General features: G+C 51.9%; 24 protein-coding genes and 1 pseudogene. 13 read left to right on the top strand and 12 right to left on the bottom strand.

The annotated features are described in order from the left end of the window. Window positions 1-9 precede the first annotated feature (9 nt). Both VH86_RS09210 and VH86_RS09205 read left to right on the top strand, forming a co-directional pair. Complete coding sequence (locus tag VH86_RS09210) at window positions 10-684, top strand: NAD(P)H-binding protein (RefSeq protein ID WP_045832717.1); 675 nt, start codon at window positions 10-12, stop codon at window positions 682-684. 130 nt (window positions 685-814) lie between these two features. Further along, a complete protein-coding gene (locus VH86_RS09205) occupies window positions 815-1,645 on the top strand; it encodes an oxidoreductase (protein WP_045832716.1) in 831 nt (276 codons plus the stop codon). Between the two features lie 32 nt (window positions 1,646-1,677). Here the strand turns inward: VH86_RS09205 and VH86_RS09200 are convergent, their stop codons facing one another. Further along, window positions 1,678-2,235 (bottom strand): cytochrome b/b6 domain-containing protein, encoded by a 558-nt coding sequence (locus VH86_RS09200; protein WP_045832715.1) that lies wholly within the window; start codon window positions 2,233-2,235, stop codon window positions 1,678-1,680. Window positions 2,236-2,686: 451 nt separating this feature from the next. Between VH86_RS09200 and VH86_RS09195 the strand changes: the two genes are divergently transcribed. Together VH86_RS09195 and VH86_RS25060 are read left to right on the top strand one after the other, a co-directional pair. Then, on the top strand, window positions 2,687-2,899 hold the full coding sequence (locus tag VH86_RS09195) for a DUF2116 family Zn-ribbon domain-containing protein (RefSeq protein ID WP_045832714.1): 213 nt from the start codon (window positions 2,687-2,689) through the stop codon (window positions 2,897-2,899). A gap of 572 nt (window positions 2,900-3,471) precedes the next feature. Continuing rightward, window positions 3,472-3,657: a general stress protein gene (locus tag VH86_RS25060; RefSeq protein WP_072050597.1), complete on the top strand. Its 186-nt coding sequence runs from the start codon at window positions 3,472-3,474 to the stop codon at window positions 3,655-3,657. 72 nt (window positions 3,658-3,729) lie between these two features. Here the strand turns inward: VH86_RS25060 and VH86_RS09190 are convergent, their stop codons facing one another. After that, window positions 3,730-4,110 carry a hypothetical protein gene (locus VH86_RS09190; RefSeq protein WP_156150578.1) on the bottom strand — a complete coding sequence of 127 codons (381 nt, stop codon included), beginning with the start codon at window positions 4,108-4,110 and terminating at the stop codon, window positions 3,730-3,732. A 493-nt stretch (window positions 4,111-4,603) separates the two neighbouring features. Continuing rightward, window positions 4,604-5,008, bottom strand: a complete 405-nt coding sequence (locus VH86_RS09185; RefSeq protein WP_045832712.1) for a cupin domain-containing protein — start codon at window positions 5,006-5,008, stop codon at window positions 4,604-4,606. A 174-nt stretch (window positions 5,009-5,182) separates the two neighbouring features. Between VH86_RS09185 and VH86_RS09180 the strand changes: the two genes are divergently transcribed. Then, window positions 5,183-5,566, top strand: coding sequence for a VOC family protein (locus VH86_RS09180; protein WP_045832711.1), 384 nt, complete (start codon window positions 5,183-5,185; stop codon window positions 5,564-5,566). Window positions 5,567-5,603: 37 nt separating this feature from the next. Here VH86_RS09180 and VH86_RS09175 read toward each other — a convergent pair whose 3' ends face one another. From VH86_RS09175 to VH86_RS09155, 5 genes are all read right to left on the bottom strand, one after another. Further along, on the bottom strand, window positions 5,604-7,892 hold the full coding sequence (locus tag VH86_RS09175) for a molybdopterin-dependent oxidoreductase (protein WP_045832710.1): 2,289 nt from the start codon (window positions 7,890-7,892) through the stop codon (window positions 5,604-5,606). 35 nt (window positions 7,893-7,927) lie between these two features. Then, window positions 7,928-8,689: an amino acid ABC transporter ATP-binding protein gene (locus tag VH86_RS09170; RefSeq protein WP_045814601.1), complete on the bottom strand. Its 762-nt coding sequence runs from the start codon at window positions 8,687-8,689 to the stop codon at window positions 7,928-7,930. Continuing rightward, on the bottom strand, window positions 8,682-9,605 hold the full coding sequence (locus VH86_RS09165; protein ID WP_045832709.1) for an amino acid ABC transporter permease: 924 nt from the start codon (window positions 9,603-9,605) through the stop codon (window positions 8,682-8,684). The genes VH86_RS09170 and VH86_RS09165 overlap by 8 nt, the downstream gene beginning before the upstream one ends. Then, on the bottom strand, window positions 9,602-10,498 hold the full coding sequence (locus VH86_RS09160; RefSeq protein ID WP_045832708.1) for an ABC transporter substrate-binding protein: 897 nt from the start codon (window positions 10,496-10,498) through the stop codon (window positions 9,602-9,604). The genes VH86_RS09165 and VH86_RS09160 overlap by 4 nt, the downstream gene beginning before the upstream one ends. Window positions 10,499-10,826: 328 nt before the next feature. Next, complete coding sequence (locus VH86_RS09155) at window positions 10,827-12,017, bottom strand: glycoside hydrolase family 5 protein (RefSeq protein WP_045832707.1); 1,191 nt, start codon at window positions 12,015-12,017, stop codon at window positions 10,827-10,829. 372 nt (window positions 12,018-12,389) lie between these two features. Here VH86_RS09155 and VH86_RS09145 point away from each other — a divergent pair, with 372 nt between their 5' ends. The 3 genes from VH86_RS09145 (at window position 12,390) to VH86_RS09135 (ending at window position 16,849) form a co-directional block, all read left to right on the top strand. Further along, window positions 12,390-14,528, top strand: a complete 2,139-nt coding sequence (locus VH86_RS09145; RefSeq protein ID WP_197080207.1) for a TonB-dependent siderophore receptor — start codon at window positions 12,390-12,392, stop codon at window positions 14,526-14,528. A gap of 205 nt (window positions 14,529-14,733) precedes the next feature. After that, window positions 14,734-15,657, top strand: coding sequence for a myo-inosose-2 dehydratase (gene iolE / locus VH86_RS09140; RefSeq protein WP_045832704.1), 924 nt, complete (start codon window positions 14,734-14,736; stop codon window positions 15,655-15,657). A 10-nt stretch (window positions 15,658-15,667) separates the two neighbouring features. Then, a complete protein-coding gene (locus VH86_RS09135; RefSeq protein WP_045832703.1) occupies window positions 15,668-16,849 on the top strand; it encodes a Gfo/Idh/MocA family protein in 1,182 nt (393 codons plus the stop codon). Here the strand turns inward: VH86_RS09135 and VH86_RS09130 are convergent. The 3 genes and pseudogenes from VH86_RS09130 to VH86_RS09120 form a co-directional block, all read right to left on the bottom strand. Continuing rightward, window positions 16,846-17,759, bottom strand: a pseudogene (locus VH86_RS09130) (alpha/beta fold hydrolase). The gene VH86_RS09135 and the pseudogene VH86_RS09130 overlap by 4 nt on opposite strands. Window positions 17,760-17,976: 217 nt before the next feature. Next, a complete protein-coding gene (locus tag VH86_RS09125) occupies window positions 17,977-18,420 on the bottom strand; it encodes a GNAT family N-acetyltransferase (RefSeq protein ID WP_231638477.1) in 444 nt (147 codons plus the stop codon). Continuing rightward, window positions 18,404-18,949, bottom strand: coding sequence for a GNAT family N-acetyltransferase (locus VH86_RS09120; RefSeq protein ID WP_045832702.1), 546 nt, complete (start codon window positions 18,947-18,949; stop codon window positions 18,404-18,406). The genes VH86_RS09125 and VH86_RS09120 overlap by 17 nt, the downstream gene beginning before the upstream one ends. A 119-nt stretch (window positions 18,950-19,068) precedes the next feature. Here VH86_RS09120 and VH86_RS09115 point away from each other — a divergent pair, with 119 nt between their 5' ends. Then, window positions 19,069-19,983, top strand: a complete 915-nt coding sequence (locus tag VH86_RS09115; RefSeq protein WP_045832701.1) for a DMT family transporter — start codon at window positions 19,069-19,071, stop codon at window positions 19,981-19,983. Between the two features lie 5 nt (window positions 19,984-19,988). Here VH86_RS09115 and VH86_RS09110 read toward each other — a convergent pair whose 3' ends face one another. Further along, on the bottom strand, window positions 19,989-20,876 hold the full coding sequence (locus tag VH86_RS09110) for a MurR/RpiR family transcriptional regulator (RefSeq protein ID WP_156150577.1): 888 nt from the start codon (window positions 20,874-20,876) through the stop codon (window positions 19,989-19,991). Between the two features lie 417 nt (window positions 20,877-21,293). On the opposite strand from VH86_RS09110, the gene VH86_RS09105 reads away from it, so the two are divergent. From VH86_RS09105 to VH86_RS09095, 4 genes are all read left to right on the top strand, one after another. Beyond that, window positions 21,294-23,423, top strand: coding sequence for a TonB-dependent siderophore receptor (locus VH86_RS09105; RefSeq protein WP_045832699.1), 2,130 nt, complete (start codon window positions 21,294-21,296; stop codon window positions 23,421-23,423). A 49-nt stretch (window positions 23,424-23,472) separates the two neighbouring features. After that, window positions 23,473-24,573 (top strand): ABC transporter substrate-binding protein, encoded by a 1,101-nt coding sequence (locus tag VH86_RS09100; protein ID WP_045832698.1) that lies wholly within the window; start codon window positions 23,473-23,475, stop codon window positions 24,571-24,573. A 237-nt stretch (window positions 24,574-24,810) separates the two neighbouring features. Then, complete coding sequence (locus VH86_RS25055; RefSeq protein ID WP_072050596.1) at window positions 24,811-24,981, top strand: general stress protein; 171 nt, start codon at window positions 24,811-24,813, stop codon at window positions 24,979-24,981. Between the two features lie 269 nt (window positions 24,982-25,250). Next, window positions 25,251-26,144 carry an SDR family oxidoreductase gene (locus VH86_RS09095; protein WP_045832697.1) on the top strand — a complete coding sequence of 298 codons (894 nt, stop codon included), beginning with the start codon at window positions 25,251-25,253 and terminating at the stop codon, window positions 26,142-26,144. Window positions 26,145-26,156: the final 12 nt, after the last annotated feature.

Here is a 26,156-nt window from a genome sequence, read left to right as displayed (position 1 = left end):
AGAGACCTTATGAAAAATTCAGATAAGAATCGCGTTGTATTACTTGCAGGTGCATCAGGCCTGGTGGGTGGCCATATACTGCAGTTGCTGCTCAATGACTCTGAGGTGTCGTGTGTTCATGCTTTGACTCGAAGACCTCTCAGAGTGAGCCATCCAAAGCTGCAGGTCCATTTGGTTGATTTTACCTCTCTGCCACAACTTCCTCATGCACATGAAGCCTACCTTGCTTTGGGCACCACCATTAAAGTCGCAGGCAGCAAAGAGGCTTTTCGCGCTGTCGATTTTGAGGCTAACCTTGCAGTTGCACAGGCAGCTATGTTGGCGGGTGTGAGCCGCATAGGGCTGGTTAGTGCCGGAGCCGCAAATGCGAAATCCTCGATGTTCTATACCCGTGTTAAGGGAGAGCTGGAAGAGGCACTCACCGCACTTCCATTAACCACACTGGTCATTGCGCGACCTTCCCTTCTGCTTGATTACCGCACCGGACTAGGCCAGCCACTTCGGCTGGGCGAACTAATCTCCATTCCGCTAGCCAAACTGTTGTCACCGATTCTTCCCGCTGCTTATAAGCCCGTGCGGGCGCTTGCTGTGGCCAGGGCACTGACACTAAAAGTGCCCGTCACTGCAGGGGTAGTTGTGCTGCCTTCGAACCAGTTGATCGAACTGGGCGTTACAACTGGATGAAATCCATTTAGGTGAAGATGATCACCGCATGCTGCACAAGGCGCATTAAGCAATCATTCTGGCGCGTTGAGCATGACAGACGCGGCGTCTGTTGAGGCACACTGGATGCAGTTCATTAAGTGAGGTGCTTATGTTTAGCCAGGAAAAGAAAACTGCGTTGGTTACAGGCGCATCGTCCGGTATGGGCAAGGCCATCTCCCATAAGTTAATACAGGATGGCTATCAGGTTTACGTTGCAGCCCGACATGTCGATAAAATGTCTGATCTGGTCAGTCTTGGCGCACAGCCGCTGCGTATGGATATTTCTGTCGATGAGGAAATTGTTGCTGGCATTAACACTATTCTCACTCAGACCGGCGGTGTCGATGTTCTTGTCAATAATGCCGGTTTTGGTCTTTACGGCCCCGTCGAAGAAATGGGTATCGACGAGGGGCGTTATCAGTTTGAGGTCAATCTGTTCGGTGCCGCACGCATTACGCAGTTATTGCTCCCAGCCATGAGGGCAAGACGCTCAGGGCATATTATTAACGTCACTTCTATGGGCGGAAAGATGTACAGCCTTCTCGGGGCCTGGTACCACGCAACTAAACATGCTCTGGAAGGCTGGTCAGACTGCCTCAGACTCGAAGTCGCCGGATTCGGGATTAAAGTCATCATCATTGAACCGGGGGTAATAGAGACACAATTCGGCGAAGTCGCAAGAAACAGTATTATCAGACGTTCTGCCAACGGGCCCTATGGCTCTTTGGTGAACAAGGTGGATATGTCGATAAAAAATACCTACGGGCAAGGCAAAGGCAGTTCACCGGAGCTTATTGCAAACGTGGTATCTCGTGCAGTTAGTCGTCGTCGCCCACGTACACGGTATGCTGCCGGTAGATTTGCGAAAATGCTGATCAGCATGCGCGTCTGGTTGGGCGACCGAATATTCGACCGTATTATTCTCAGCCAGACCCGTTGATATTTAACAACGACCGCTTCTCAAGGTTTTGATCAGTCATAAATCTTGAGAAGCATATGAAGCAATCCCATGATGCCATGGGCATAGAAATAAATTTCAATCAGTGTCGTGAGCGTTTTATGCCAGTGCAACACATCGTGCGCAAGAGAGGCGTTGGGCGAAGGCATATTACTCAGTAAAAACCATAAGCCGCCGGTCAGGGATACAGCCAGTAAGGACATAACGCCCAGCCCCTGAATGGCTGAAGCAATCCCCCCGCTCTGAGCATCAGGAAGCGTGAAATTGCGCACTATTTTCAGGTCTCTCATAAACCCGCTGAAATCCAGTTTCATCCACGCAAAATACCAGGCAAAGCCGCGTTGTGAGAGCATCCATCCTGCCAGAAAGACGCTGCACGCGATAAGAGCAAAGCCTGACAAAATATGAAACCAGGTGATCACCGATTCCAGACCCCCAGCTCGCATCGCTTCGCGTCGAGTCCAGTTAGAGTTAATGATTTGAGACAGCACAAGCAAGGCCGTTGTGATGTGCATACCTTTAAAAAAAGGCGCATCTTCATGTGGAAAGTGACTGAGTAAAGTGGTTCGCATGGCAGATAACTCGTCAGGACAGTTATCGTGATTTTACTGCGGACAGCATTAGCAAAACCTTAACCGCCAGGAACCACTTCCCGAATTCAGCGGTTTATGAGCCCTCCGCTTTCCACTGTCGGTCCCATATTGAGCATCTAAGCGTGGGCAGACGTTTTCAATGGCACCGGCTTCCTAAACAATTTCACAGCGCCGGTCATGCAGCCCCGTGCAGTGAATGCAAAGCCGCTGTTATGAGGGTTAATTTACCTCAGGGTTTAGAACAGATGAGGAAAAGTGCAGCTGAAATCGAGGGGCTGTTTTGAGCACATCGGGGCTAAATCATCAGGCCTTATACCCCTGTCCTGTACAAATGTACTATGCTGAGTGGCTGTGCCTTAAACGGCATAACAGAATTGAGGCTAACAAGCCCCGGTTATGACAACTAAAAAAACTAAAAGGATTTCGATTTATGGATGATGTGGACCTGGCCCAGGAACGTGAAGAAGCTCACCTGACAGCCTCTCTGTCTGCCCGAAAGCCACGCTTAGTGAGCCGTAATGGTAACTGCATCTGGTGCACTGATGAGCCGATAGTGGCTAACACCGCCTTTTGCTCAGCAGAGTGTGGCGAGGACTATCATAAGCATCAGCGTGAAATGCAGCAGCGGATAACTGCTGAATAAAAACCTTCCTGGCTGCGTGAACGTAACTGACAGCGTAGTGGATGAAATGATAACCCTCATGATAATCGGGCTGCAAATTGATGAAAGCAGGGTTATCGCCAGAGATTTAGCTGTACCGTCTCGCTTTCAAAAGCTGACAATCGTAATCTCTACCCGGCATCATTGCCGGGTCGTACCTTCGGTTAATGCATTACTGCTCAGTTTAATTCTCCTGCCCGACGTAACCTGTGTCATCAGCCTCTTTCTCTGATACCAGCATTATTTTCATTCCTGAACACCCCCTGTCCTTCTCTGTGCACGAATTCGATTTTCATGTTGATGAAATTATATTAGATGACACTCCCCCCTTAACTGAAACGAATGGCATCAGCATAATCGTTTTTACCCATCTCCCTCTTTTTAAACAGCATGGTCAGGTCACCTCCGACTTAACCCAAATTACGTCATTTTCTATGATCTTCTTCAAATAATTAGCCTGGTTTTTTTGTGGAAAAGCCGACATGCCGGGCTAAAATTTTTGTTGTAAGTGGCTGGTCCTTAAATCTTATGGAACCCTGAAATGAGGTCTGACTATGAGTGAAGTCAAACGCAGAGGTGGCGCAGGAAATTTCGCCAACGATCCGGAACGAGCAAGAGAAGCTGGCAAACGCGGAGGCCGCGCCAGCGGCGGCAACTTCAAAAATGACCCTGAACGGGCCGTAGAAGCAGGAAGAAAAGGAGGCATTGTCAGTCGCCGCCCTTCTAATCCGTCTTCCTGACTTGCTGAGGGATCACATGCCAGGGATTGGCACTTGAAATTTACTACTAAGGCACATCCACTCTGTGTTCAATCAGCGATTGAAGCGTTTTCTGCTGTAAACTGCTGTCTGGATACGACTTTTGATACGATGTTTAGCATGTTTGATCACCAGCATCCACTTAGGGTCAGCGGTGTTTCTGCTGAACTTTTCAAGTGCAATCAAGAGCTCATGCCATTTTAAAGCCTGAAGGGTCTTGTCTTTTCCCAATGAATCCTTCATGTGCTGTATGGTGTTATCAACCTGAAGTTTGACTTCAGCAATACTTGTTCCTGACTGGTGAATTGCAGCCAGTTTTCTCAACTGAATAGCAAAAATTTCAACGTTGACCTCTAATGCGCTCAAACGAACCTCAGCAATTATTATTTTGTGTTCTAGTTGTAGTCGATTTCTTTCAAATTGAAAGGTTTCCATGAAAATAACCACTTTCAAGGAATATCTGTTGGCTTTTCACATCAAAATATCCTCTTAAAAAATTTTCTGTCATTCGGGAAATATTAAATTAAGCCAAACTGTACAACCCGGGTGATAAAAATCATGAAAAAGCTTCTCAGCAAACACATTAATATAATTTAGACTTTAAACAAAAAAACATCGAGATTTTGGCTGACTTACTGAAAGGTACGCTTAAATAAATTAGAGAAATTCAACTCGAGATAAAATGCAATTTAAATACACCTCAAACCAGAACGTTAATGATATTTATTGTTGTACAATTTCTACTTAATTGTATAGGTTTGTCGGGCGGTAAAGGCCGCGCGTAACGAATGATGCATTGCATCGCCTCTGTAAGTGTTTTTGGATTTCCACTTACAGAGGTATTTTTTCGTTGAAGGCTTTGCACAACCCCTCGTATGAATGTGTTCACAGACAGAAGCAATGAGTCTTTAACCAGCATTACAGTTATTCAGAACTCAGGAGCCTGTCCCGGCAAAGAATCACTCAGTTCCTGCCCCTCCACGCCAGCATAGAAAATAATCAGCTCAGTAGCCTGTTCACCCGTGTAACCGCGATGCACACTGTTTACAGTTTCATTCAAGGCTTCACCGGCATTAAAAGAGTGAGTCTGGCCGGTTTCTTTATCTTCAATCGTTAACTGGCCTGACAGTACGTATGCCGTATTGGGCATCGGATGGGTGTGCCAGGGAAGCTCAGTATTAGGAGACAGTGACATACGCATCACCGATATCTGAGGCTTCCCAGCAGGATATCGATCATAGACCTGTCCATTCCACGCCATACCACTTTGTAATATAAGGTCATGTTCTGGTCCTGAGTTGCTTGCTTCTGAGTCGGTAATCGTTTTCTTCATTACTGCTCCTGGTTTTAAGAATCAGTACGATTTTAGATGACTCCTGCAAACTTGCATGCAACCTCTTTAAACATGCGCAATCACCATTGAAGCCCCATGTGGCTACCGCTACTGACAGAATCTGTCACAGCCGCCTCGTACTATGCAGCCGTAAACCCACAAGGAGAAAAAACCATGTTTACTGCTGATATGACCATCCTTTATGTACCGAATGTCGTCAAAAGCGCTGACTTTTATGCATCGCTGTTTGATATCAAGCCGATCAACGTCACGCCCACTTTTGCGATGTTTGTTTTTGAGAACGGATTCAAGCTGGGTTTGTGGTCGAAATACACCGTTCAACCGCCGGTGGATACGCAACAGTTTTCGGCCAACGGTGAAATCACTTTTAAAGTGCAGCACAAAGCTGACGTCGATTTCCTCTATAACGAATGGGGCGCGTTCCGTGAGATCACCATTGTACAGTCGCCGACCGAGATGGATTTTGGCTACACCTTCACGTCTATCGACCCTGATGGGCATCGTCTGCGCGTGATGTGGCTGCAGTTAGAAGATTAATATTCCGGGGCGGCCCGTTGGCCGCCCATGGGTCATGCTAACTTTGCGGTGGGATAAACGTCTGCACCGGCGTCAGTTCTCCAGCGTATTTACGCACCTGCACCACCGTTATTTGACCACTGCAACCCTGTGTCAGCGATGAGGTGCCAATATCCAGCGTCAGCACATTCGGGTTACCGTGGCGGCATAACGGCCGCAGCGCGGTGGGATCGACCGGATCGTACCAGGCACCCGTTGGCAACTGCACCACGCCCGGCATCACCGTATCGGTCACGCGCGCGCTGGCAAGTACGTGCCCACGCTGGTTATAAAGCTCAATAATCTCACCGTCTTGAATCCCCAGAGATGCCGCGTCATCCAGATTCAGGCTGCACACCTCACGCCCATCGCGTTTACCACTCAGGCTGTAATCGCCGAAATCAAGCTGGCTGTGCAAGCGCGTCGCAGGCTGATTGGCAATGAGCCAGAACGGATGGTCGGTATCTGGCTTTTGCTGCGGCTCTCGCCACACCGGATGTCCGGGACAGTTTTCATAATCGAAACTGGCGATCGTCGCCGAGTAGATTTCAATTTTTCCGCTCGGTGTGGGTAGTGGTGCCGCATCCGGATCGGCACGGAAGGCATTCATCATTCGTCCACCGTCTCTAAGCTGCGGCAATTCCAGCACGCCCTGCTGCCAGAATTGTTCAAAGTCGGGGATGTCGACCTGATGTGTTGCCAGCTTTTGCTGCAACTGCGCGTAATGGTGTTTCAGCCAGCCACGCGTATCGCGACCTTCAGTAAACGCCTCTTCACGTCCCAGCCTGCGCGCAAGCTCGGCAAAAATGGTGTAATCGTCTTTGGCTTCGCCGTGCGGTTGCGCGACCGGCTGCATAGCAAACAGATGGCGATCGGTTGGCGCACCGCCGATATCTTCTCGCTCCAGCGTCATGGTCGCGGGCAACACGATATCGGCATGGCGTGCACTGGCCGTCCAGGCAATCTCATGCACAATCAGTGTATCCAATTGGCAAAATGCCTGTCGCAATCGCGCCAGATCCTGATGATGGTGGAAGGGATTGCCGCCCGCCCAGTAAGCCAGACGAATATGCGGATAGGTCAGGCGGCGGCCATTGTAGTCGAATGGTTTGCCGGGATTGAGCAACATGTCCGAAATTCGCGCCACCGGGATCAGACGATCGATGCCATTTTTGCCCTGCGGTAAAGCCGGGAAACTCACCAGGTTGTGATGCTTACCGTAATGACCCAACGCGCCCAGCGCATAGGTGTAACCGCCGCCCGGTAAACCCGGTTGGCCCAGCGCCGCGGCCAGTACCAGCCCAAGCCACACCGGTTGTTCACCGTGCTCCGAACGTTGCAGTGCGTGCGCAACGGTGACCAGCACACGCTTACCGGGTAAGTGACGGGCAAAATCAGTGATAAACGCCGCGTTGACGCCGCAGATCTCCGCTGCCCAGTCGGCATCGCGTCGCGTGCCATCCTCTTCACCACGGAGATAAGCGACCATTTCCGGCCACCCCACGGTATAGCGACTGAGGAAGGCTTCATCCGTCAGTTTTTCATCAATCAATACCGAGAGCACACCGAGAATAAAGGCAGCATCGGTGCCCGGACGTAAGGCCAGCCACTCTCCTTTGGCTTCCTCCGGCAGATCGCTTTTCAAAGGGCTAACCGAGATAAAACGCGTGCCGCGCTGTGCGGCCTGCTGCATAAAGCCACGTTCGGTGTGCTCGCTTAATCCGCCGCTTGCCACCTGAGAGTTTTTCAGTGCCAGGCCGCCGAAGGCGATGACGATTTCACTGTGCTGAGCAATCTCTTCCCAGCTCACGCCGCGTCGCGCAATCTCATTCATGTCGCCGACGATGTGTGGCAGCAGTACCGAAGCAGAGCCCGAACTGTAACTGTTCACTGAACGTACGTAACCGCCCAGTGTGGTGTTGAGAAAACGGTGTACCTGGCTCTGTGCGTGATGAAAACGGCCAGCGCTCGACCAGCCGTAAGAACCGCCAAAAACTCCTTCCGGGCCGTAAGTGTCGCCCACGCGCTTCAGTTCACGCGCCACTAATTCGTAAGCCTGCTCCCAGCTCACGGCCACATATTCGTCATTACCCCGGCGCTGATCGGGGCCGGGGCCATCTTCCAGCCAGCCACGACGGACCATCGGGCGAGAGACGCGTGCCGGATGATTTAAAGCGGTGCGGAAATTTTGCAGCAGCGGGCTGGGATCGGGATCGCCTTTGAAGGGTTCGATGGTGAGCTGATCGCCCGATTGCTGAGCATGAAAAGCACCCCAGTGGGCGCTATGCATAACTGGTTTTTGCGTCATCACTGTTCCTGGCTGTCTAAAATGAAAAACGGTGCTTAAAGCACCGTTGCAATAAAGTTTCTTACGCGCCCGTTTTCCGGGTCGTCGAGGACTTGCTGAGTGGGGCCAGCCGCCACGATTTTGCCGTCTTCCATAAAGACAATGTTGTCGGCAACCTCGCGCGCGAAACCAATCTCGTGCGTCACAATCACCATGGTGATGCCGGAGTGCGCAAGTTGCTTAATCACCTGCAACACTTCGCCCACCAGTTCCGGGTCAAGCGCCGATGTCGGCTCATCAAACAGCATCACTCCCGGGTCCATCGCCAGCGCGCGGGCGATCGCTACGCGCTGTTGCTGTCCACCAGATAGATTCTGCGGCCACTCCTCTTCGCGCCCTGCCAGCCCCACCTGCTTGAGCAGTGACAGCGCTTTGCTGGTCGCCTGTTGGCGGTTCTGCTTTTTCACGCGCATCGGCGCATCAACGATGTTCTGCAAAACAGTGCGGTGCGGGAACAGATTGAACTGCTGGAACACCATGCCAATTTGCGCACGCTGACGCGCAATCTCACCGCTGCTTAACTCATGCAGCGCCTGGCCTTTCTGCTTGTAGCCAATGATTTCGCCACCAATACGAATGGTGCCGCCATCCAGCTTTTCCAGATGGTTGATGCAGCGCAGCAAGGTGGATTTCCCCGAACCGGAAGGCCCAAGAATGACCGTGACAGAACCGGCGGGAATATCCAGATTCACTTCGTCCAGAATCGTGACCCCGGAGAAGCGTTTAGTGACTTTACGTAAGGCGATCGCTTCAGCCATTGCTTACGCTCCTTTCAGGTTTTTGCGCGCTAAAGCCCGGCAAGGATTTAAACAGGCTGCGTTTTTCACGACGCGTAACGCCACGACCAAAATAGCGTTCAACGTAGAACTGACCAATCGATAGTACTGAGGTCATCAGCAGATACCACAGCGTCGCCACTAGTAGCAGCGGGATCACTTCATAGGTACGCTGATAGATGATCTGCGCGGAGAACAGTACGTCTTGCAGCGAAATCACCGACACGACGGCAGTGGTTTTCAACTGACCGATAATTTCGTTACCGGCAGGTGGCATGATGGCGCGCATCGCCTGCGGCAACACGGTGTGACGGAAAATCTGCGCGGGGCGATAACCCAGCGCACGTGCGGCTTCCAGTTGTCCCTTACCCACGCTTTGGATACCGGCACGCACAATTTCTGCGGCATAAGCGGACTGATGCATCACCAGCGCGATCACTGCCGCACTGAATGGACTCACCAGGGCATTAGACTGGGTACTCCACAGCTCGCCTAATCCCGGAATAGAGAGTGAAATCGTCGGATAGAGCGCGGCAATGTTGTACCACAGGAAAAGCTGCACCAGCATTGGCACGCCCCGGAAGAACCAAGTGTAAAACCAACTCACGCCCACCAACACGGGGTTGGATGAGAGGCGCATCAGCGCCAGCACCGTACCAAAAGCAAAGCCCAGCACCACCGAAATCGCCGTCAGTTGCAGCGTCATTAATACGCCCTGCAGGATCGATTCACCGGTGAAGTTTTCCGCAATCACGCCCCATTCGAAGCGTGGATTGTTAATCATCGAGTGCGCCATTGCCACGACGCACAACAGCACCACCAGCGCACTCAGCCAGCGTCCGTAGTAACGTTTGCCGACAATTCGCAGATCGTCGGTGTGGTCACGTACATCACTCATTGAAAGATTTCCTGATTACGTTTGGATTCTTTAACGGCGCCAAATCCGATGCCCCAGTTGTCGAGGATCTTCTGGTAGCTACCATCTTTGATCAGCGAGTTAAGCGCCGCTTGCACCGCAGGCTCTAGCGCGGAATCTTTCGGGAAGGCCACAGAAACTGGCGCGTCATGCACGGTGATTTCGCCGCTCAGGGTGATAGGTTTAATCACCTTCGCCTGCCACAGCAGACCTTCGTACGGGCCGAGGAACATTGGCACGCGACCACTGACGACAGCCTGAACACCAGCTGGACGGTCCGGGAACACGGAAACTTTAATTGGTTTTTTACCCGCTGCTTCACAGGCTTTGCTGGCTTCTTCCAGACGTGTTACCTGCGTGGTGCCTGAACCTGCGCCGACTTCTTTGCCACACACGTCGTCCAGGGTTTTGAAGGGAGCCACATTGGCATCCTTACGCGAGATAATGCCCAATCGGCTGGCATCGTAGTAGCTGACGAAATCGATGATTTTCGCGCGGGTTGGTGTGGCGTTAATGTTAGACAGTGCCACGTCATAACGACCGGTCTTCAAACCTGGAATGATGTTGTCGAAACCGCCGGTGTCACGCCACTGGACCTGGATCCCTAAGCGTTCGCCCACGGCGTTCATCACGTCAATTTCACGGCCGGCCAGGGTTTTGTTGTCTTCTTTATAGAAGGTCGTTGGCGGTGTATTTGGGTTGGTTCCTGCCACGATATAGCCGCGCTTTACCACATCCGCCGGCAGCAGGCTTTTCAGCGCAGGATCGGCCTGAACATGGATTGAACTGTCAGTCGGCACGGATTGATCGGCGGCAAACGCGGTGTGCGCACTCAATGCAAGTGCAAGCAAGGTGATACCTTTGGCGAGTTTCACTGGAACCTTCTCCTGATATATATAAATGTTTCCCTGTTGGGAAAAGGCGTTGAGGTAGCGATGTATTTTTCTTCTTCCTCACCACTCGGTGGAAAGAAATTGTCATCCTCTGAACGTCCCGGAGCCATTCTCAGTAAGATGTGCAGCGATCACAAATGCGAAAAACGGATATCTATTGCCAGAATTCGGGAATAGAAGGTGACGCCCGTGGTTACGGGGATGGCCGCGCCAATGATGGCGCGGTGTCAGGTAAGGTATTCAGATTTAGTCAGGTATTCAACGGCCTGCTTTTGCAGCGGCTATCGACCATTTTCTTCTTAACAAGACATTATCGTTCTAAGCGTTTACGAATAGGTTCAAACTCTTTAGTCGCATGGCGTGGAACGGTATCGGGTAGATTCTGCTCCGCAGCCTGCCAATATTGCCACGGCACTTTCTTGTCACCCAATTCGTAATCCATGCCATCCCAACTGTCCTCACGAAAACTGTAGAACGCCCAATGCGCCTGCTGCTGATCCAGCACCTTCAACACATCCTCCAGATATTGTGTGCACCCTGGTAAGGTGCGGACACAACCGAACTCCCCGACCACCATTTGATGGCGGGCCACACCGTGCGATTTCGCCCACTCAAACGGTAGCGCTAAATATTCTGCTACGCGTTGTGCATCCCACTGTTGCTGCGATCCCGCGAACGGCACTTTGCCCGGATAAGGCCAGGGCGTTTTCCGTTTGGCGTTTGGTGCACTGGTGGCGGAATAAGGCTCATACATGTGCACGCTATATAACACCCGTTTATCTTCAAGCGGCTGTGGCCAATACGTGAAGGCATCGGCGGCAGCGTACCAGCCACTGTCGACCATCACCGGCGTCTGCAGATCAACTTCGCGAATCGCCGCAATCACGGTTCGGTAAAACCCCGGTAAATCGCGCGCGGTGCCCTTCTGCTGCAGATACCAGCTTTTCATGGTCGCGGCAGGCGCATGTTCGTCCAGACCGCCCATTTTCTCTGGCGCGGGTTCATTAATGATGTTGTATGCCGCCACTGCAGGGTGGTCTTTCAATACGGCCGCAAGGTCGCGCCAATAACGGGCACTTTGCTGCCAGAAAGCCTTGTCTTGCCACAGTCGGTCGTCAAACTGTCCGCCATTATTTTGTGACCAGCGCATGCCGGGTAAGGAAAGCGGCGTGATCACCACTTTCAACCCTGCTGCCTCAGCGTAATCCAGCACATTTCTCAAGGTTGCGACATCTTCCGCCACTAATCCCTGGTAGCGATCCGCACTGCCCAGCAGAAAATCACGTTGTCTGGTCGGCCATTTATCCCACGAGAGCCGCACCCAAGAGGCACCATAAGTGTGGAGAGCGTTGAAATAAGCGGTATTGGGTGGAATGCGATTAAAGCTGTTGCCGCCATGTTGAGGTTGCAGCCAGAAATCCATCTTATCGGCGGCTCTGGCAACAGGAATGGTGAACAAAATCAGCAGCAGGAATGTAAAAGTTTGTATGATCTGGCGCACACTTTCTCCTTGATTGATGAGAGTCCTGAGCACCCATTTTGGGTGCAGGCTAGAAGCTAAACGGATCTCCATGTAATTACTGTGCGTTATCACTGGTTTTAGTCTGCTGATTTACAAGGAATTGATGACAGTTTGATGAACGCTTTTCCTGCGCAAAGTTTTTAAGCGCAAACTTCACTCCGGCTTTACGTTTCTTCACGCTTCCCCCGCATTTAGCACCAATCATGGAGAAATAAAGGAGACGTTCTTTTATCGTATATACAATGATAAGAATTCTCATTATCATGCGCATTTGCTTACATATGTTAATACTTCAGGGAGAAGATTTAAGTGAATGTAACTTTGTATGTCAGGAAGCGCCCGCTTGCACTGATGGTGGCAGCCCTACTCACTTCACCTGCTTATGCCGCAGAACCCACGGAAAGACTGGCTGACGATGAATCGATGATCGTCACTGCGGAACAGGGTTTGAAGCAGCAACCTGGCGTTTCCACCATTACCGCTGAAGACATCAAGAAAAGCCCGCCGGTTAACGACCTCTCCGACATCATCCGCAAAATGCCCGGCGTCAATCTGACCGGCAACGGCGCCAGCGGCAGCCGTGGCAATAACCGCCAGATTGATATTCGCGGCATGGGCCCGGAAAACACCTTAATCATGATCGATGGCGTGCCGGTGAGTTCACGTAACTCAGTGCGTTACAGCTGGCGTGGCGAGCGTGACTCGCGCGGTGATACCAACTGGGTGCCAGCGGAGATGGTCGAACGTATTGAAGTGATTCGCGGCCCAGCCGCCGCGCGTTACGGTTCCGGTGCGGCTGGCGGCGTGGTGAACATCATCACTAAGCGTCCGACCAATGACTGGCATGGATCGCTGTCACTGTTCACCAATCAGCCTGAAAACAGCAAAGAGGGTGACACGCGTCGCGCCAACTTTAACCTGAGTGGCCCACTGGCTGGCGATGCGTTAACCATGCGTCTGTATGGCAATATCAACCGAACCGATGCGGATGCTTATGATATCAATACCGCTCAAAACGGCTCTTATGCTGCGGGACGGGAAGGGGTACGTAATAAAGATATTAACGGTGTACTGTCATGGAAAATCACCCCTACTCAGATCGTTGATTTCTCCTACGGCTATAGCCGTCAGGGCAATATCTATGCGGGCGACACGCAGAACAGCAATGGAAATAGCAGTGCAGGTGGTTTAGTTGAATCTCTGTACGGCAGTGAAACAAACCGCTTATATCGTCAGAGCTATGGCGTCACTCATAACGGTATCTGGGATTGGGGCACATCCAAACTTAATTTCAACTACGAGAAGACCAATAACACTCGCTTGAAAGAAGGCACTGCCGGAAGCGTTGAAGGGATGATCAACAGTGATGTTTATTCGACCAGTCGTCTGGAAAGTTATCGTGCTGGCGGAGAAATAAACTTCCCACTGGAATTATTGGTGGACCAAACCGTGACGTTGGGAGCGGAATGGAACCGCGATGAGCTTAATGACCCTGCGTCAATGCAATCTGCAAGTACAAACCTTTACTTGCCAGGTAGTTCAGGCGATCCGTCTCAGCGCAGCAGTACTAACTCCGCCACGATAAGTTCACTTTATTTTGAAGATAATATTGCCGCCACTGACAGCACTGAAATTATTCCGGGTTTACGCTTTGATTATCATGATGCTTTTGGCGCTAACTGGAGTCCAAGCCTGAATATTTCGCAAGGATTGGGCGACTATTTTACGCTCAAAGCGGGTATTGCGAGGGCATTCAAGGCGCCTAACTTATATCAATCAACTCCTGGCTACCTGCTATCAACACGTGGCAATGGCTGCCCAATTGGCCTATCCCAATGTTATTTATTAGGGAATGACAATCTCGATCCTGAAGTGAGCGTCAATAAAGAAGTGGGACTAGAGTTTAACCACGCGGGTTATGTCGCGGGTATCACCTACTTCCGTAACGATTACAAAAACAAAATTGTATCCGGTACTCATGTTGTCTACACCAATGGTACTTACAACGTGCTTCAGTGGGAGAATGGAGGCAAAGCCATTGTAGAGGGGCTGGAAGGTAACCTGACTATTCCATTGATTGCGGACACACTTGAGTGGCGGTCTAATGCGACTTACATGTTCCGTTCAGAAAGTAAGAAGACCGGAAATCCTCTATCGGTCATTCCTGAATTTACTATCAACTCACAATTAGAGTGGCAAGCAACTGATAGCCTTAGCGCCAATATCAACTGGACGCAGTATGGCCGCCAAAAACCGCGCCAAAATGCAGAAACAGTTATTGAGGGAAGACCTGGAGGTCTTTCACAACGTGAAATCAAGCCATATTCCATCGTCGGCTTGAACCTCAATTACGACATCACTAAAAATTTGCGTGCTAATGCGGGTATTAACAACCTGTTTGATAAGCGCATTTATCGTGAAGATGAAGGTGCTTCAACTTACAACGAACCGGGCCGCGCCTATTACGCTGGCGTCACCCTGTCGTTCTGAGTCCTGATGGGTGGCCTTCTAAAGGCCACCTCTATTGACTTGCATTCCTATTTCCCTGTTAACCCATCAATTTCCATCCAAAATCACATCAATATTTTTTTGACGTTTAGCCTGAAAATTTTGATGGTTTTACGTCAAATAAGCGCTCGCCGCTGCACATCGCATCCGCTAATTTCATCGCTATCTCCCCTACAGGATATAACCGATGATCAAAGAAGCGTTTTATCGCACAGGTCACCCCGCACCTCAACTCGGCGTCAGCCCTCTCTCCTGGGTCAATGAAGTTCTGCAATACCTCGGCGCAGGTACCTCGGCTGAACACTGTTTGAAGGAAGCGAAACAGGCCGGATTTCAGGGCGTCGAGCTGAGTCGCATATTCCCGCGCGAACCGGGCGCATTGAAGCAGCTGTTGGCACAACATCAACTGCAACTGGTATCGGGCTGGCATGACGGATTTCTTACCGAACGCAGCGTTGAGCAGGAACTGGATGCGGTGCACAACCATGCCGCCCTGCTGCAGGAAAATGGTGCCAACGTTATGGTGTATGGCGAATGCGGCTGGATGGCTGACAACGCGCTGGATGTGCCACTAAGCACCCGACGTTTGTTGCCGGAAAGTCAGGTCGCCGACTATGCCGATCGCCTTTCCCACTTTGCCGAAGCCCTGTTTGATCGATATGGTTTACGCCTCGCCTATCACCACCATCTCATGATGGTGGCCGAAACGCTGCCGGAAATTCGTGCGCTGTTTAGTGCCTGTTCGCCCGCCGTTGGCCTGTTACTGGATACCGGCCACGCCACCGCTGCCGGATTCTCCTATACGCAACTCATTGATGAATTCGCCGACCGCATTTGCCACATCCATCTGAAGGATGTGCGGCTGGATCGCCTGCAACAGGTGCGGGCTACCGGTATGACCTTCAACGAAGCGGTGCTTGCGGGGATGTTTACCGTGCCGGGCGACGGCGGCATTGACTATCGCCCGCTGGCAGAGTTTATCGCTCGCAGCGGCTATCAGGGTTGGATGGTGGTGGAAGCCGAGCAGGATCCGGCGAAAGCGCCCCCGTTAGAGACCGTTACCCGCGCACAACGTTTTGTTGCCCAACATATTTTACCTGCAAATGCTTAAGGAGCCGCTGATGGCTGGAAAAACACTGAATGTCGGTCTGATCGGTTCAGGCTTTATGGGCCAGGCGCACGCTGATGCATGGCGTCGTGCAGGCTTACTGTATCGCAACCTGGCGCTGCAGCCGGTTTTGCATACGCTGGCGGATGTGACACCTGCGCTGGCCGAGGAAGCAGCACGACGTTACGGCTTCCAGCACAGCACGGCGGACTGGCAGTCGCTGGTCAACCATCCTGAAATCGATATTGTTGATATCACCACGCCTAACAGCATGCATTTTGACATGGCACTCGCCGCCATTCGCGCCGGCAAACATGTCTACTGTGAAAAGCCCCTCACCGTTTCGTTGCAGGAGGCACAAATCCTGACGCAAGAAGCTGAGCGCGCTGGCGTGAAAACCATCATGGCGTTCAATAACATCAAAACCCCAGCGGCGCAGTTGGCGAAGCAGATGATCGACCGCGGTGACATTGGTACACCGACCCGCTTCCGTGGCTGGTTCGATCAGGGGTTCTTCAACGATCCCGAACTGCCATGGAGCTGGCGTTGCTCGCGCGAACAGGCCGGTTCTGGCTCGCTCGGTGACTTAGGCTCACACGTGGTGAGTGTGGCGCAATATTTGATGGGTCCGATCAAGAGCGTGGTGGGTCAGGAGCAGCTTTTCATTGAAACGCGCCCTGCGGCGGGCGGTGGCTCAGGCTATGGCGCACAAGCGGATAAGCAGGCGGCGCGTTTAAAAGTGGAAAACGACGATCAATTTCAGGCGCTGGTCACGTTCGAGAATCGCGCCGGTGGCGTGATTGAATCTTCACGCATTTCCGCAGGTAAAGTGTTTGGCATTGCCTGGGAAATCTCGGGCACTGAAGGCACCATCATCATGGACGGAGAGCGTTTTAACGAGCTGAAGATTGCACGTTATGGTGATGCCAGGCACGATCGTGGTTTCAAAACTATTTATGCCGGTTCTCAGGTCGAGCAATTTGGTGGCTTCTTTGGCTTCGATTTCGCAGGCGGTGGCCTGGGATATTTCGATGTGAAAGTCATCGAAATCTACGACCTGATTAAAGGCCTCAGCAGCGAAGCCGGTTGTTTCCCGGACTTCCGCTTTGGCCTGGAGAATCAGCAAATCATTAAAGCGATGGTGCGCTCCTCTGCCAGTGGTCAACGTGTGGAGATCGCCAGTCTGCGCAACTAACTAAAAAACTCGCGCAGCGCTTCAGCCAGCGCCTGCGGTTGCTCATCCGGGATGAAGTGACCGCAGTGCGCGATTTTGATGCCTGAAACCTCAGCCGCAAACTCCTGAAACGGAATCGCCATATCGGGAATCGAACCCTGATCGGCGCTGACCGCCAGTAACGGCATCCTTAGCTTGCCGTTATCACGTAACAATGCACGGTTTTGTTCGGCTGAGACGCTCACTTCGCGATAGGCCGCCATGCCTGCGCGTAATGACCCGTTTTGTTGCAGCAAGCGCGTATATTCCGCCATATCTTCCGCGTCAAAAACCATTGGGCTGACGGCCTTGCGTTTCAGGAACCACTCCAGATAGATCTCTTCGCGCCCGGCAATTAAGGCTTCTGGCAGATCCGGCAGCAGATGGAAGGCAAAATGCCAGGTTTTCCAGGCCTTATCAGGCGTGGCGGGCAGCGCATCGGGTAAGGTCACGCCCGGGATACCTGCATCGAGCAGTGCCAGTTTTTTATCTGATTGGCATAACGCAGGGCAAACGGCCAGGCGACCCATGCGCCAACATCATGTGCCGCAAGATAGTAGTGATGGATGTTCAGTTGCTGCAGCAGGCCCTGTACTTTTTCCGCCAGAGAAGTGGTGTCATAGCCGCTATTAGGCTTATCAGAGTCCCCCTGTCCGGGGAGATCGGGTGCGATAATGGCGTAACGATCGCCAAGCAGAGCCATCACCTTGCGCCACGCAAACCAGCTTTGCGGGAACCCGGCTAACAGCACCAGGGTTTCACCTTGTGGGTTGCCGCCGCTGACATAGTGGATGCGAACACCGTCTACCGTGGCGTAATGATGGGAAAACCCAGGCAGGTTGGCGACAGGTTGTGACCAGCGCGATGTTATTTTTAATTCTGAGGCCTTCATCGGTGACTCCTAAGATTGGAAATGATTACTTCCTAATTGGTTAAAATTTTAGTCGGATAGGTCTAAAACATCATCGTTCCTGGACTGGCATGGTTGGCCGCGTTCTCGTGTCGAGATTTGAGTTTGCGGTAAGGGAAAAACCATTTAGGAAATAATCGATTCCCAAATGGTACAGGATGGGGTTAAGGATTGGCAAGGGTGCTAATGAGATCCCGAATTAGGGCGCAATACGATACTGAATAAAATCCGTCTTCGCCGCGACCTGATCGTACAGCGCTCTTGCGCGGTAATTATTCTCACGCGTCATCCAATACACTTTCGAGCAGTTCAACGCCTCAGCGGCAGCATTCACCGCTGCGATTAACGCGCGACCCGTGCCTTGTTTACGCCCGTCAGGGCTGACGAACAGATCCTGCAGGTAACAATAGTCACCCATGGTCCAGGTGCTGCGATGGCAGATAAAATGCACTAGCCCGGTCAATTTGCCCTGCTCTTCCGCCACCAGGCAATGCATCGGCTCGCCCTCCGCAACCAATCGTTGAAATGTCGTATTGGTGACTTCTTCCGTGACCTCACTGACATAGAAGTCGAGATAGCCTAACCACAGCGATTTCCACTGTGCGTAATCATCTGCCGTGAGTTTTCTAATCTTCAGTTCCATTTCGTTCTCTCCATTGTTGGCGTGTGATGGTGAACATCAAGCTGGCGGGTGGATCCTGCGGATTAAACACCCTTTCGAGGAAAGTCATCCCGACCTTTTCCAGTACGCGGCGCGATGCAGTGTGATTCTCGCGCACCACACCGACGATTTCTCTCAGCTTTAGGTCTTCAAAACCGTGGCGGATGGCACGATGCGCGAGTTCTGTCGCATAGCCTTTTCCCCAGGCATCCGGTTCAAAACGGTAACCCAGGTTGTTAGTTCTGCGCCCGTTGAATTCGCTGACAAATACGCCACCGAAACCTATCACATGCTGAGGATCGCTTTTTTCCATAATGGCCCAATCATCGAATCCATGAATGGCGCGATCTTTGATTCTGCGTAATAACACTTCTCGCGCATGATCAAGGTTTGGATAAGGCCCGCGCGGGTTAAATTGATGTGTTCGCGCATCGCCATAGATGCGAAAAAGCGCCTGCAAATCCGTGCGCTCAACCGGTCGATACAGCAGCCTTTCAGACTCCCAATGCATTCATTCCCTCGCCGTTTTTTTGTGATGCAGCGAAGTAACATAGCACCGCGACATCGCTTTGAGTGTTAAGAATTTTTGCTATGATGTCAGCCCATCTTTCAAATGATTAAATCTGAACCATGCGAACATCGGACTCGTTGCGACTTTTACTGCTGGCGGCTATCTGGGGAGCCAGTTTTCTTTTTATGCGTATTGCCGTTCCCGCGCTGGGTGCGGTGAATACGGCTTTTTTGCGCGTGTTATGTGGCGCATTAGGTTTAATCATCGTGATGGCGGTGCTACGCATTCCGCGCCGCTTCGAAGGCAAACTTGGCTGGGCAATGTTGCTGGGTGTGATTAACTCTGGATTACCTTTCCTGGTGTATTGCCTCGCCGCTCGCGTGCTGCCCGCAGGTTATTCCGCGATACTCAACGCCACCGCGCCGTTGATGGGCGTCGTGATAGGCGCCGCGTTCTTCAATGAACAACTGACCGTAAGCAAAGTGCTGGGCATGGTGGCCGGTTTTGTCGGCATTTTGTTAATCAGTACCACTGGCGAAGGGGTGCTTTCACACGCGCTGGTGCTCGGCATCGCGGCTTGTCTGGTCGCCACCACCTGCTACGGTTTTGCCGGCTTTCTCGCTAAGCGCTGGATTGGATCGCGCGGCGGGCTTGATGCCACCAAAGTCGCGTTCGGCAGCCAACTGGGCGCCTCTCTGTTCCTGCTGCCTTTCTTTGCCTTCAGCGCGCCGCAAACGCCTGCGGCGAACTGGCACATTCCTGAAGTCTGGGCCTGCATCCTGGCCGTCGGCTTTATTTGCACCGCGCTGGCTTACATCATCTACTTCCGCTTACTGGCCGATATTGGCCCCCTGCGCACCCTCACCGTCACCTTCCTGATTCCGCCTTTTGGTATCCTGTGGGGCTGGTTAGTGCTGGACGAACAGATCAATCAGGGCTTTATCGGCGGTGCATTGCTGATTGTGCTGGCGGTGTGGCTTGTCACGCGCAGCGGAATGGTCAAAGCCGCCACGCCGAGTACCTCTGACAATTAATAACGCTATTTTTTGCCGGTGGGCTTCAGTGAACGATTGAGATCCTGAATGCGTTTCATGGTTTTTACCGTGCGCGATGACGTCGCTGAAGCCACCGACAAAATCAACATCTCCAGACACACCAGCACGGTGCCATGCAATGGCATACGACCATTCTCCCCACCGCGCGGCACATTGATAATCACATCCGCTTCTTTGGCAAAGGCAGAATCTAGGGCATTGGTCAGCAAAATCACCGGCATCCCCAGTCGCTTCGCCTCTTTCAGGGTGGTCAGCCCTTCTTTATGAGCAGATTTCTGCGCCATCATGATCAGCACATCACCACGCTGTAAGGTGATCAACTGTTCGGCGAGGGCGATGCCCGAACGATTGAGCGTGACGGCAGGAATGCCAATACGCGTGAACAAACGGGCGCTGTAATCCGCCAGAATTCCTGAAGCATTAATGCCAAACAGCGCAACCTGTCGCGCGTCGATCAGCATCGCGACAGCCTGCGCGACCGCTTGCCGGTTGTGGGGTTCCGAGAGGGCATCGCAGGCGCGTTTATGGCCGCCCAACACGAAATCGATGCCCGAATTGATGTCACACGACAGCTCGCTGACGGTGGCGCTCATCTTCTCTTCTGAATTCATCGCCGGGCCAAACCAGGCTTTCAGCGTGGTTTTCAAATCACGCAAACCGGCAAATCCCAATGCCTGAACGGCACGCACCACGGTGGCATCTGAAGTGTAAGTCGCATCCGCTATTTCCATTGCGGTGGCATCTAATATTGCCTCACGATTATCGTGGATATATCGCGCGACGGATTGAAGGCTGGACGATAATGACGGGGCGCGTGCGCGATAGCGTTCACCTAATACATCAACCCGATTTTTAATTTTATTTACGGCCATCATTTTACCTGTTTGTCATCAGGGCGTGATTTCGTCCCCCATTTAGGCACTGCATTGTAGTGAGATTTCCTGTTTAATCCAGCCCTCTGATAGTTAACGCGCCTTTAGGCTGGGTCGTAACACCAAAGCAACATTTCAGTTCATGTTGTTGTTTTTAATGCATTTATTACATCGAAGCTTCAGGCAAAAATGACGATCATGAGCTGCAATCATGCTGTAGTATCTACGTCATTATTTCCATTTACTACTACATCCTTTCATGTTTGAATGATTCTCAATAACATCACGCCATCTCAGTTTAGGTCGCATGATCCACAGAGAATGCTTATTTCATGCACTTTTCTCTGCTGGAAAAATTTAATCCTAGCTTCGTTTCATGGACGAGATTAATTCCGCACCAACACCAGGTTTATTTAAATGAATAACAACAAAACTTTCGCTTTTAAAACCACATGTCATCCGGCCATTATTGCCGCAATATACGGTGTCAGCGTTTTCACTGCAGCAGGCAGTCTGGCAGCGGAAAGCAACAATACCCTCACGGTTTCGGCGCAGGAAAGTAGTCCACAAGGCTACAACGCCACCAGCAGCTCCGTTGCCAGCAAAACCGCCACGCCGCGTCTGAATGAAGCGCAATCGGTGAGCGTGGTGACTCAGCAACAGCTTGAAGACTATCAGGCTGCCAGTCTCGCTGATGCGATGCGCTTTGTCAGTGGGGTCACGGAGGGCAATACCCTGGCAGGCACCGAAGATGGTTTTGTGCGTCGTGGATTTGGCAGCAACTCCGATGGTTCGATCTATCGTGACGGCATTCGCAGCAGCCAGGGATTAAATTTTGATGCCACCACCGAACGTGTCGAAGTGCTGAAAGGCTCGGCTTCCCTGCTTTACGGTATCCAGAATCCGGGCGGGGTGATTAACGTGATCAGCAAAAAACCGCAATATGACTGGCACACCAAAGTCAGTGGCCGTGCCTCCAGCGAAGGTGGCGGCGCGGGAACCGTCGATGTCACCGGCCCGCTGGGCAACGGCTTTGCCTTTCGACTGATTGCCGAAAAGCAGAATCAGGATTACTGGCGCAATTTTGGCAGCGAAAAGCACACGCTGATTGCGCCTTCGTTACAGTGGTACGGCGAAAAAGCCAGCTTCCTTGTGAGCTACGAAGACTATCAATACGATATTCCGTACGATCGCGGCACCGCCTTTATCAATGGTAAGCCGCTGGATATAGGCTACAAGGATCGTCTCGACGACAAGGCCAACCACGCCTGGGGCCACAACAAAACCCTCAATGCGCATTATGACTGGCAGTTCAATGATGACTGGAGCACGCGCGTCACTTTTGGCTGGAATCAGCGCCAATACGACAACAACGAAGTGCGCGTCACCGCCATCAATCCCACCACCGGTGTCGTCACGCGTCGGGCAGATGCTAACCGCGGCTTTAACCACAAAACTAAATACGTTTCATGGGATCTGCTCGGTTCGCAACAGCTGTTGGGTATGACGCACGATGTGGTGATCGGGACTGACTATGAAATGAACCAGACTTACCGCGCGCATCAGTATCAGGGAAAATCAAATACCGGGTTTAACTTTACCTATCCGCAATACGACATCCTGTCGCCGGTCACCAATAGCACCACGGAAAACACCGCCAACGCCAATAACCTGAACCGTATTCATAGCCGTTCGGTTTACGCTAAAGACAGTATTTCACTGACGGAACAGTGGATTGCCGTGCTTGGCGGTCGCTATCAGCATTACGAGCAGCGCGCGTCTAAAGGCTTTGATCCGGTGGTGGAAACACTGAACAGCGAAGGCAATAAATTCCTGCCACAGGCGGGCCTGATTTATAAAATCACCCCTGATGTCTCGCTTTACACCAGCGTCAGCAAATCCTTTACCCCCTCCACCGATGTGGACGATGACGGCAATGTCGGTCAACCGGAACAGGGCACGACCTGGGAAGTCGGCAGTAAATGGCAGATATCGCCCAAGCTGTTTGCCAGCGTCGCGCTTTACCGCATAGATGAGCGTGACATGTCACTCAGCATTAATGGTACAACGCGTGCGATTGATAAAGCGCGTTCCAGCGGCGCAGAGTTTGAGCTGAACGGCGAAGTGCTGCCGGGCTGGGATCTCAGCGCTAACTACAGTTACGATAAGGCTGAAATCGTCGATGATGGCGTAAATTCTGCTAACAATGGCAATCGACTGCAAAATGCACCGCGTCATTCGGGCGCACTCTATCTCAGCCATAATCTCAGTATTAACGGCATTCCCGGTGATTTCCGCGTCGGTGGCGGTGCGCGCTATGTCGGCTCGCGAGCCGGCGATCCTGAAAACAGCTTCACGATGCCGGATTACGTGGTGGCGGATAGTTTTATCGCCTGGAACAATCGGCTGTTTGGTGAAAAGACACAGCTTAAGCTGAATCTGAACAACCTGTTCAATAAACACTATTACACCTCCAGCGGCGGCAATCTGCGCGTGCGTGAAGGGGAAACCCGTAACCTGATGGTCGAGGCCAGCGTTGAGTTCTGATTCTGTTGTTAAAGCGGGCACCCGTCGCGCCCCTTCCCTTTGGGGGCCAATGCTGATTGTTCTGGCCTGCTTCTTACTGGTACTCAGCAGCGCCGTTCTGGCAAAAACCGTCACGGATATTGACGGAAACCAGGTGGATATCCCTGACCATCCGCAGCGCATTGTCTTGGGTGAAAGCCGCATGCTTTATACGCTGGCGCTGCTGGAGCCGGGCAATCCTTTTCAGCATATCGTTGCCTGGCCTCAGGATTTGAAAAAGTACGATAGCCAGACGTGGAACAGCTTTGCACGCCAGTTCCCGCAAATGTTAAACATCCCTTCCCTCGGTTCAGGCGGCCCGAATGCCATCAATCCTGAGCAGATCCTGGCGCTCAAACCGGATGTGGTGATCCTGCCGAGTCTGGCGCGCTACGATGATGCCGATCTGCGCCTGGTGAGCATGCTGAAAGCCGCCCATATTCCGGTGGTGAAAATCGATCTGCGCGTGCATCTTCTGAAGAATACCCGTCGCAGCGTTGAGATTTTTGGCGAGGTGCTGAATCAGCAAGCACGCGCGCAGGCCTTTAACCGCTTTTATGACGCACATATGCAGGTGATTCGAGACCGGCTGGCCAGTTATCACGGCGCGAAGCCTTCGGTATTGTTGCAGTTGCACCTCGGCCGCCGCAATGAATGTTGTGTCACCGCCGTCAACGGCAGCCTTGGCGAACTGTTAAACGCCGCGGGCGGTGACAATATCGCGGCTAAAACGCAGCACGGGGTGTTTGGTCGCTTAAGTGAAGAAATGGTGATCGCGGCACAGCCGGATGACTACTTTGCCACTGGATTTGGCGATAACGAGGCGCAGGGATTGCTCAAGCTGGGGCCAGAAGTGTCGCTGCCTGCGGTGCAAAATAGCTTTGCCCGACTGACTGCACAGCAAAACGGTTTGCGCGAGTTAGCCGCACTGCGCAACGGCCACTCCGCGGTCATCTGGATGAATTTTTACCTCAGCCCCTGGCACATCGCGGCAACGGAATTTATGGCAAAAACGCTCTATCCGCAGCTGTTCGCAGATATCGAACCCGAGCAAACCTTGAAGCAAATCTTCCATGATTTCCTGCCTATTCCTTACAGCGGAACCTATTTCGCCCGGATGCCTGCGCAATAAACGCTCTTACTGATAATCGAAGCGCTAATTGCGCTTCGATTATTTATATATAATTTTAAACCTCGCAATTCATCTGCTTAAGAAAATAAAAATCGCATCTGTCGATTCAAAATTAAAATACGCTGCCGCCGCGCTTGTTAATATCCCCAGTGGCACTAACCTTAATTTTGCAGTCTGGACATAACGTGTGATGTTACCCACGATTATGTAATCGCAATGCATGAATGAGGGCATTTTATGGCCGAGCATAGAGGCGGTTCAGGAAACTTCGCAGATGACAAACAAAAAGCGTCTGACGCGGGTAAAAAAGGTGGACAAAGCAGTAGCGGCGGGAATTTTAAAGACAACCCCGAGAAAGCTTCCGAAGCCGGTAAAAAAGGCGGTAAAAGCAGTAACAAAGGATCTTAATCCGCATCGGGTGTGCTAGTCGCCCCACCGACAAGGATGCCGGGATGTTCCACTGGCAAAAGAATAAGTGCAACGGCGATATATGATTGACGTCTTGCGCTTATTCTGGTCTTCGCTCCCCTTTGCAAATACTCCTTTTACTCATATCGCTATAGCAATAATAACGCTTCGCTTAACCCACGAAGTTTCAATTGGTCATTTTTTGACGTGACATATATCACATTTATGCCAGGCTTATTTTATCTTTAGCGAAGAACATGGAGATTACGATGAGTTCATTTACTAACAAAACGTTGCTTACCCATCAATATCCAACCCCTCCTTTTAAAAAACAATTGCAGGATTTTCCTGGGCTGGCCGCCAAAATGGAACCGCGACCGGATCATGGTGAAACCAGCTATCGTGGCACCGGTCGTTTAACCGGTCGTAAAGCGCTGATCACCGGCGGCGATTCTGGGATTGGCCGTGCGGTGGCCATTGCTTATGCGCGTGAAGGTGCCGACGTGGCGATAAATTATCTGCCCGACGAAGAACAGGACGCGGCGGAGGTGATCAAACTGATTGAAGCGGAAGGTCGCAAGGCGATTGCCATTCCGGGTGATATCCGTTCCGAATCCTTTTGCCAGCAACTGGTGAAGGAAGCGGCGACGAAACTGGACGGTCTGGATATTTTGGTCAACAATGCCGGTCGCCAGCAGTTCAATGAATCGATTCGCACCCTTTCAACGGAAGATTTTGATGCGACGTTTAAGACTAACGTTTATGCCATGTTTTGGATAACCAAAGCGGCGCTGGCGTATTTACCTGCAGGTTCATCGATTATTAACACCTCGTCAGTACAGGCATACGATCCCAGCGCGATCCTGCTGGATTACGCTCAGACCAAAGCGTCCATTGCGGCCTTTACTAAAGCCCTGGCAAAGCAACTGGGTAAAAACCAAATCCGCGTGAACGCCGTGGCGCCCGGCCCTTACTGGACTGCGCTTCAGGTATGTGGCGGCCAACCGCAGGAGAAAGTGGAGCAATTTGGCGCTTCTGCGCCACTGGGTCGCCCTGGTCAGCCCGCTGAAATTGCGCCGCTCTACGTGACGTTTGCGGAAACGACGAATAGCTTCACGTCGGGACAGGTTTGGTGTTCTGATGGGGGCACCGGCACGGTTTAACCCCGATGAAGG

It is taken from the genome of Pantoea sp. BL1 (assembly GCF_000963985.1).
Taxonomy (GTDB): Bacteria; Pseudomonadota; Gammaproteobacteria; order Enterobacterales; family Enterobacteriaceae; genus Pantoea; species Pantoea rwandensis_B.
This window is presented reverse-complemented; position numbering and strand designations above follow the sequence as displayed.

Coding starts and splice junctions, on each gene's coding strand:
- VH86_RS09145 (WP_197080207.1), top strand. CDS start 12,390: ATGGTGGCAGCCCTACTCACTTCACCTGCTTATGCCGCAGAACCCACG.
- VH86_RS25060 (WP_072050597.1), top strand. CDS start 3,472: ATGAGTGAAGTCAAACGCAGAGGTGGCGCAGGAAATTTCGCCAACGAT.
- VH86_RS09115 (WP_045832701.1), top strand. CDS start 19,069: ATGCGAACATCGGACTCGTTGCGACTTTTACTGCTGGCGGCTATCTGG.
- VH86_RS09120 (WP_045832702.1), bottom strand. CDS start 18,949: ATGCATTGGGAGTCTGAAAGGCTGCTGTATCGACCGGTTGAGCGCACG.
- VH86_RS09110 (WP_156150577.1), bottom strand. CDS start 20,876: ATGGCCGTAAATAAAATTAAAAATCGGGTTGATGTATTAGGTGAACGC.
- VH86_RS09165 (WP_045832709.1), bottom strand. CDS start 9,605: ATGAGTGATGTACGTGACCACACCGACGATCTGCGAATTGTCGGCAAA.
- VH86_RS09095 (WP_045832697.1), top strand. CDS start 25,251: ATGAGTTCATTTACTAACAAAACGTTGCTTACCCATCAATATCCAACC.
- VH86_RS09210 (WP_045832717.1), top strand. CDS start 10: ATGAAAAATTCAGATAAGAATCGCGTTGTATTACTTGCAGGTGCATCA.
- VH86_RS09185 (WP_045832712.1), bottom strand. CDS start 5,008: ATGAAGAAAACGATTACCGACTCAGAAGCAAGCAACTCAGGACCAGAA.
- VH86_RS09175 (WP_045832710.1), bottom strand. CDS start 7,892: ATGACGCAAAAACCAGTTATGCATAGCGCCCACTGGGGTGCTTTTCAT.
- VH86_RS09180 (WP_045832711.1), top strand. CDS start 5,183: ATGTTTACTGCTGATATGACCATCCTTTATGTACCGAATGTCGTCAAA.
- VH86_RS09205 (WP_045832716.1), top strand. CDS start 815: ATGTTTAGCCAGGAAAAGAAAACTGCGTTGGTTACAGGCGCATCGTCC.
- VH86_RS09105 (WP_045832699.1), top strand. CDS start 21,294: ATGAATAACAACAAAACTTTCGCTTTTAAAACCACATGTCATCCGGCC.
- VH86_RS09200 (WP_045832715.1), bottom strand. CDS start 2,235: ATGCGAACCACTTTACTCAGTCACTTTCCACATGAAGATGCGCCTTTT.
- VH86_RS09190 (WP_156150578.1), bottom strand. CDS start 4,110: ATGGAAACCTTTCAATTTGAAAGAAATCGACTACAACTAGAACACAAA.
- VH86_RS25055 (WP_072050596.1), top strand. CDS start 24,811: ATGGCCGAGCATAGAGGCGGTTCAGGAAACTTCGCAGATGACAAACAA.
- VH86_RS09100 (WP_045832698.1), top strand. CDS start 23,473: ATGCTGATTGTTCTGGCCTGCTTCTTACTGGTACTCAGCAGCGCCGTT.
- VH86_RS09125 (WP_231638477.1), bottom strand. CDS start 18,420: ATGGAACTGAAGATTAGAAAACTCACGGCAGATGATTACGCACAGTGG.
- VH86_RS09170 (WP_045814601.1), bottom strand. CDS start 8,689: ATGGCTGAAGCGATCGCCTTACGTAAAGTCACTAAACGCTTCTCCGGG.
- VH86_RS09195 (WP_045832714.1), top strand. CDS start 2,687: ATGGATGATGTGGACCTGGCCCAGGAACGTGAAGAAGCTCACCTGACA.
- VH86_RS09135 (WP_045832703.1), top strand. CDS start 15,668: ATGGCTGGAAAAACACTGAATGTCGGTCTGATCGGTTCAGGCTTTATG.
- iolE (WP_045832704.1), top strand. CDS start 14,734: ATGATCAAAGAAGCGTTTTATCGCACAGGTCACCCCGCACCTCAACTC.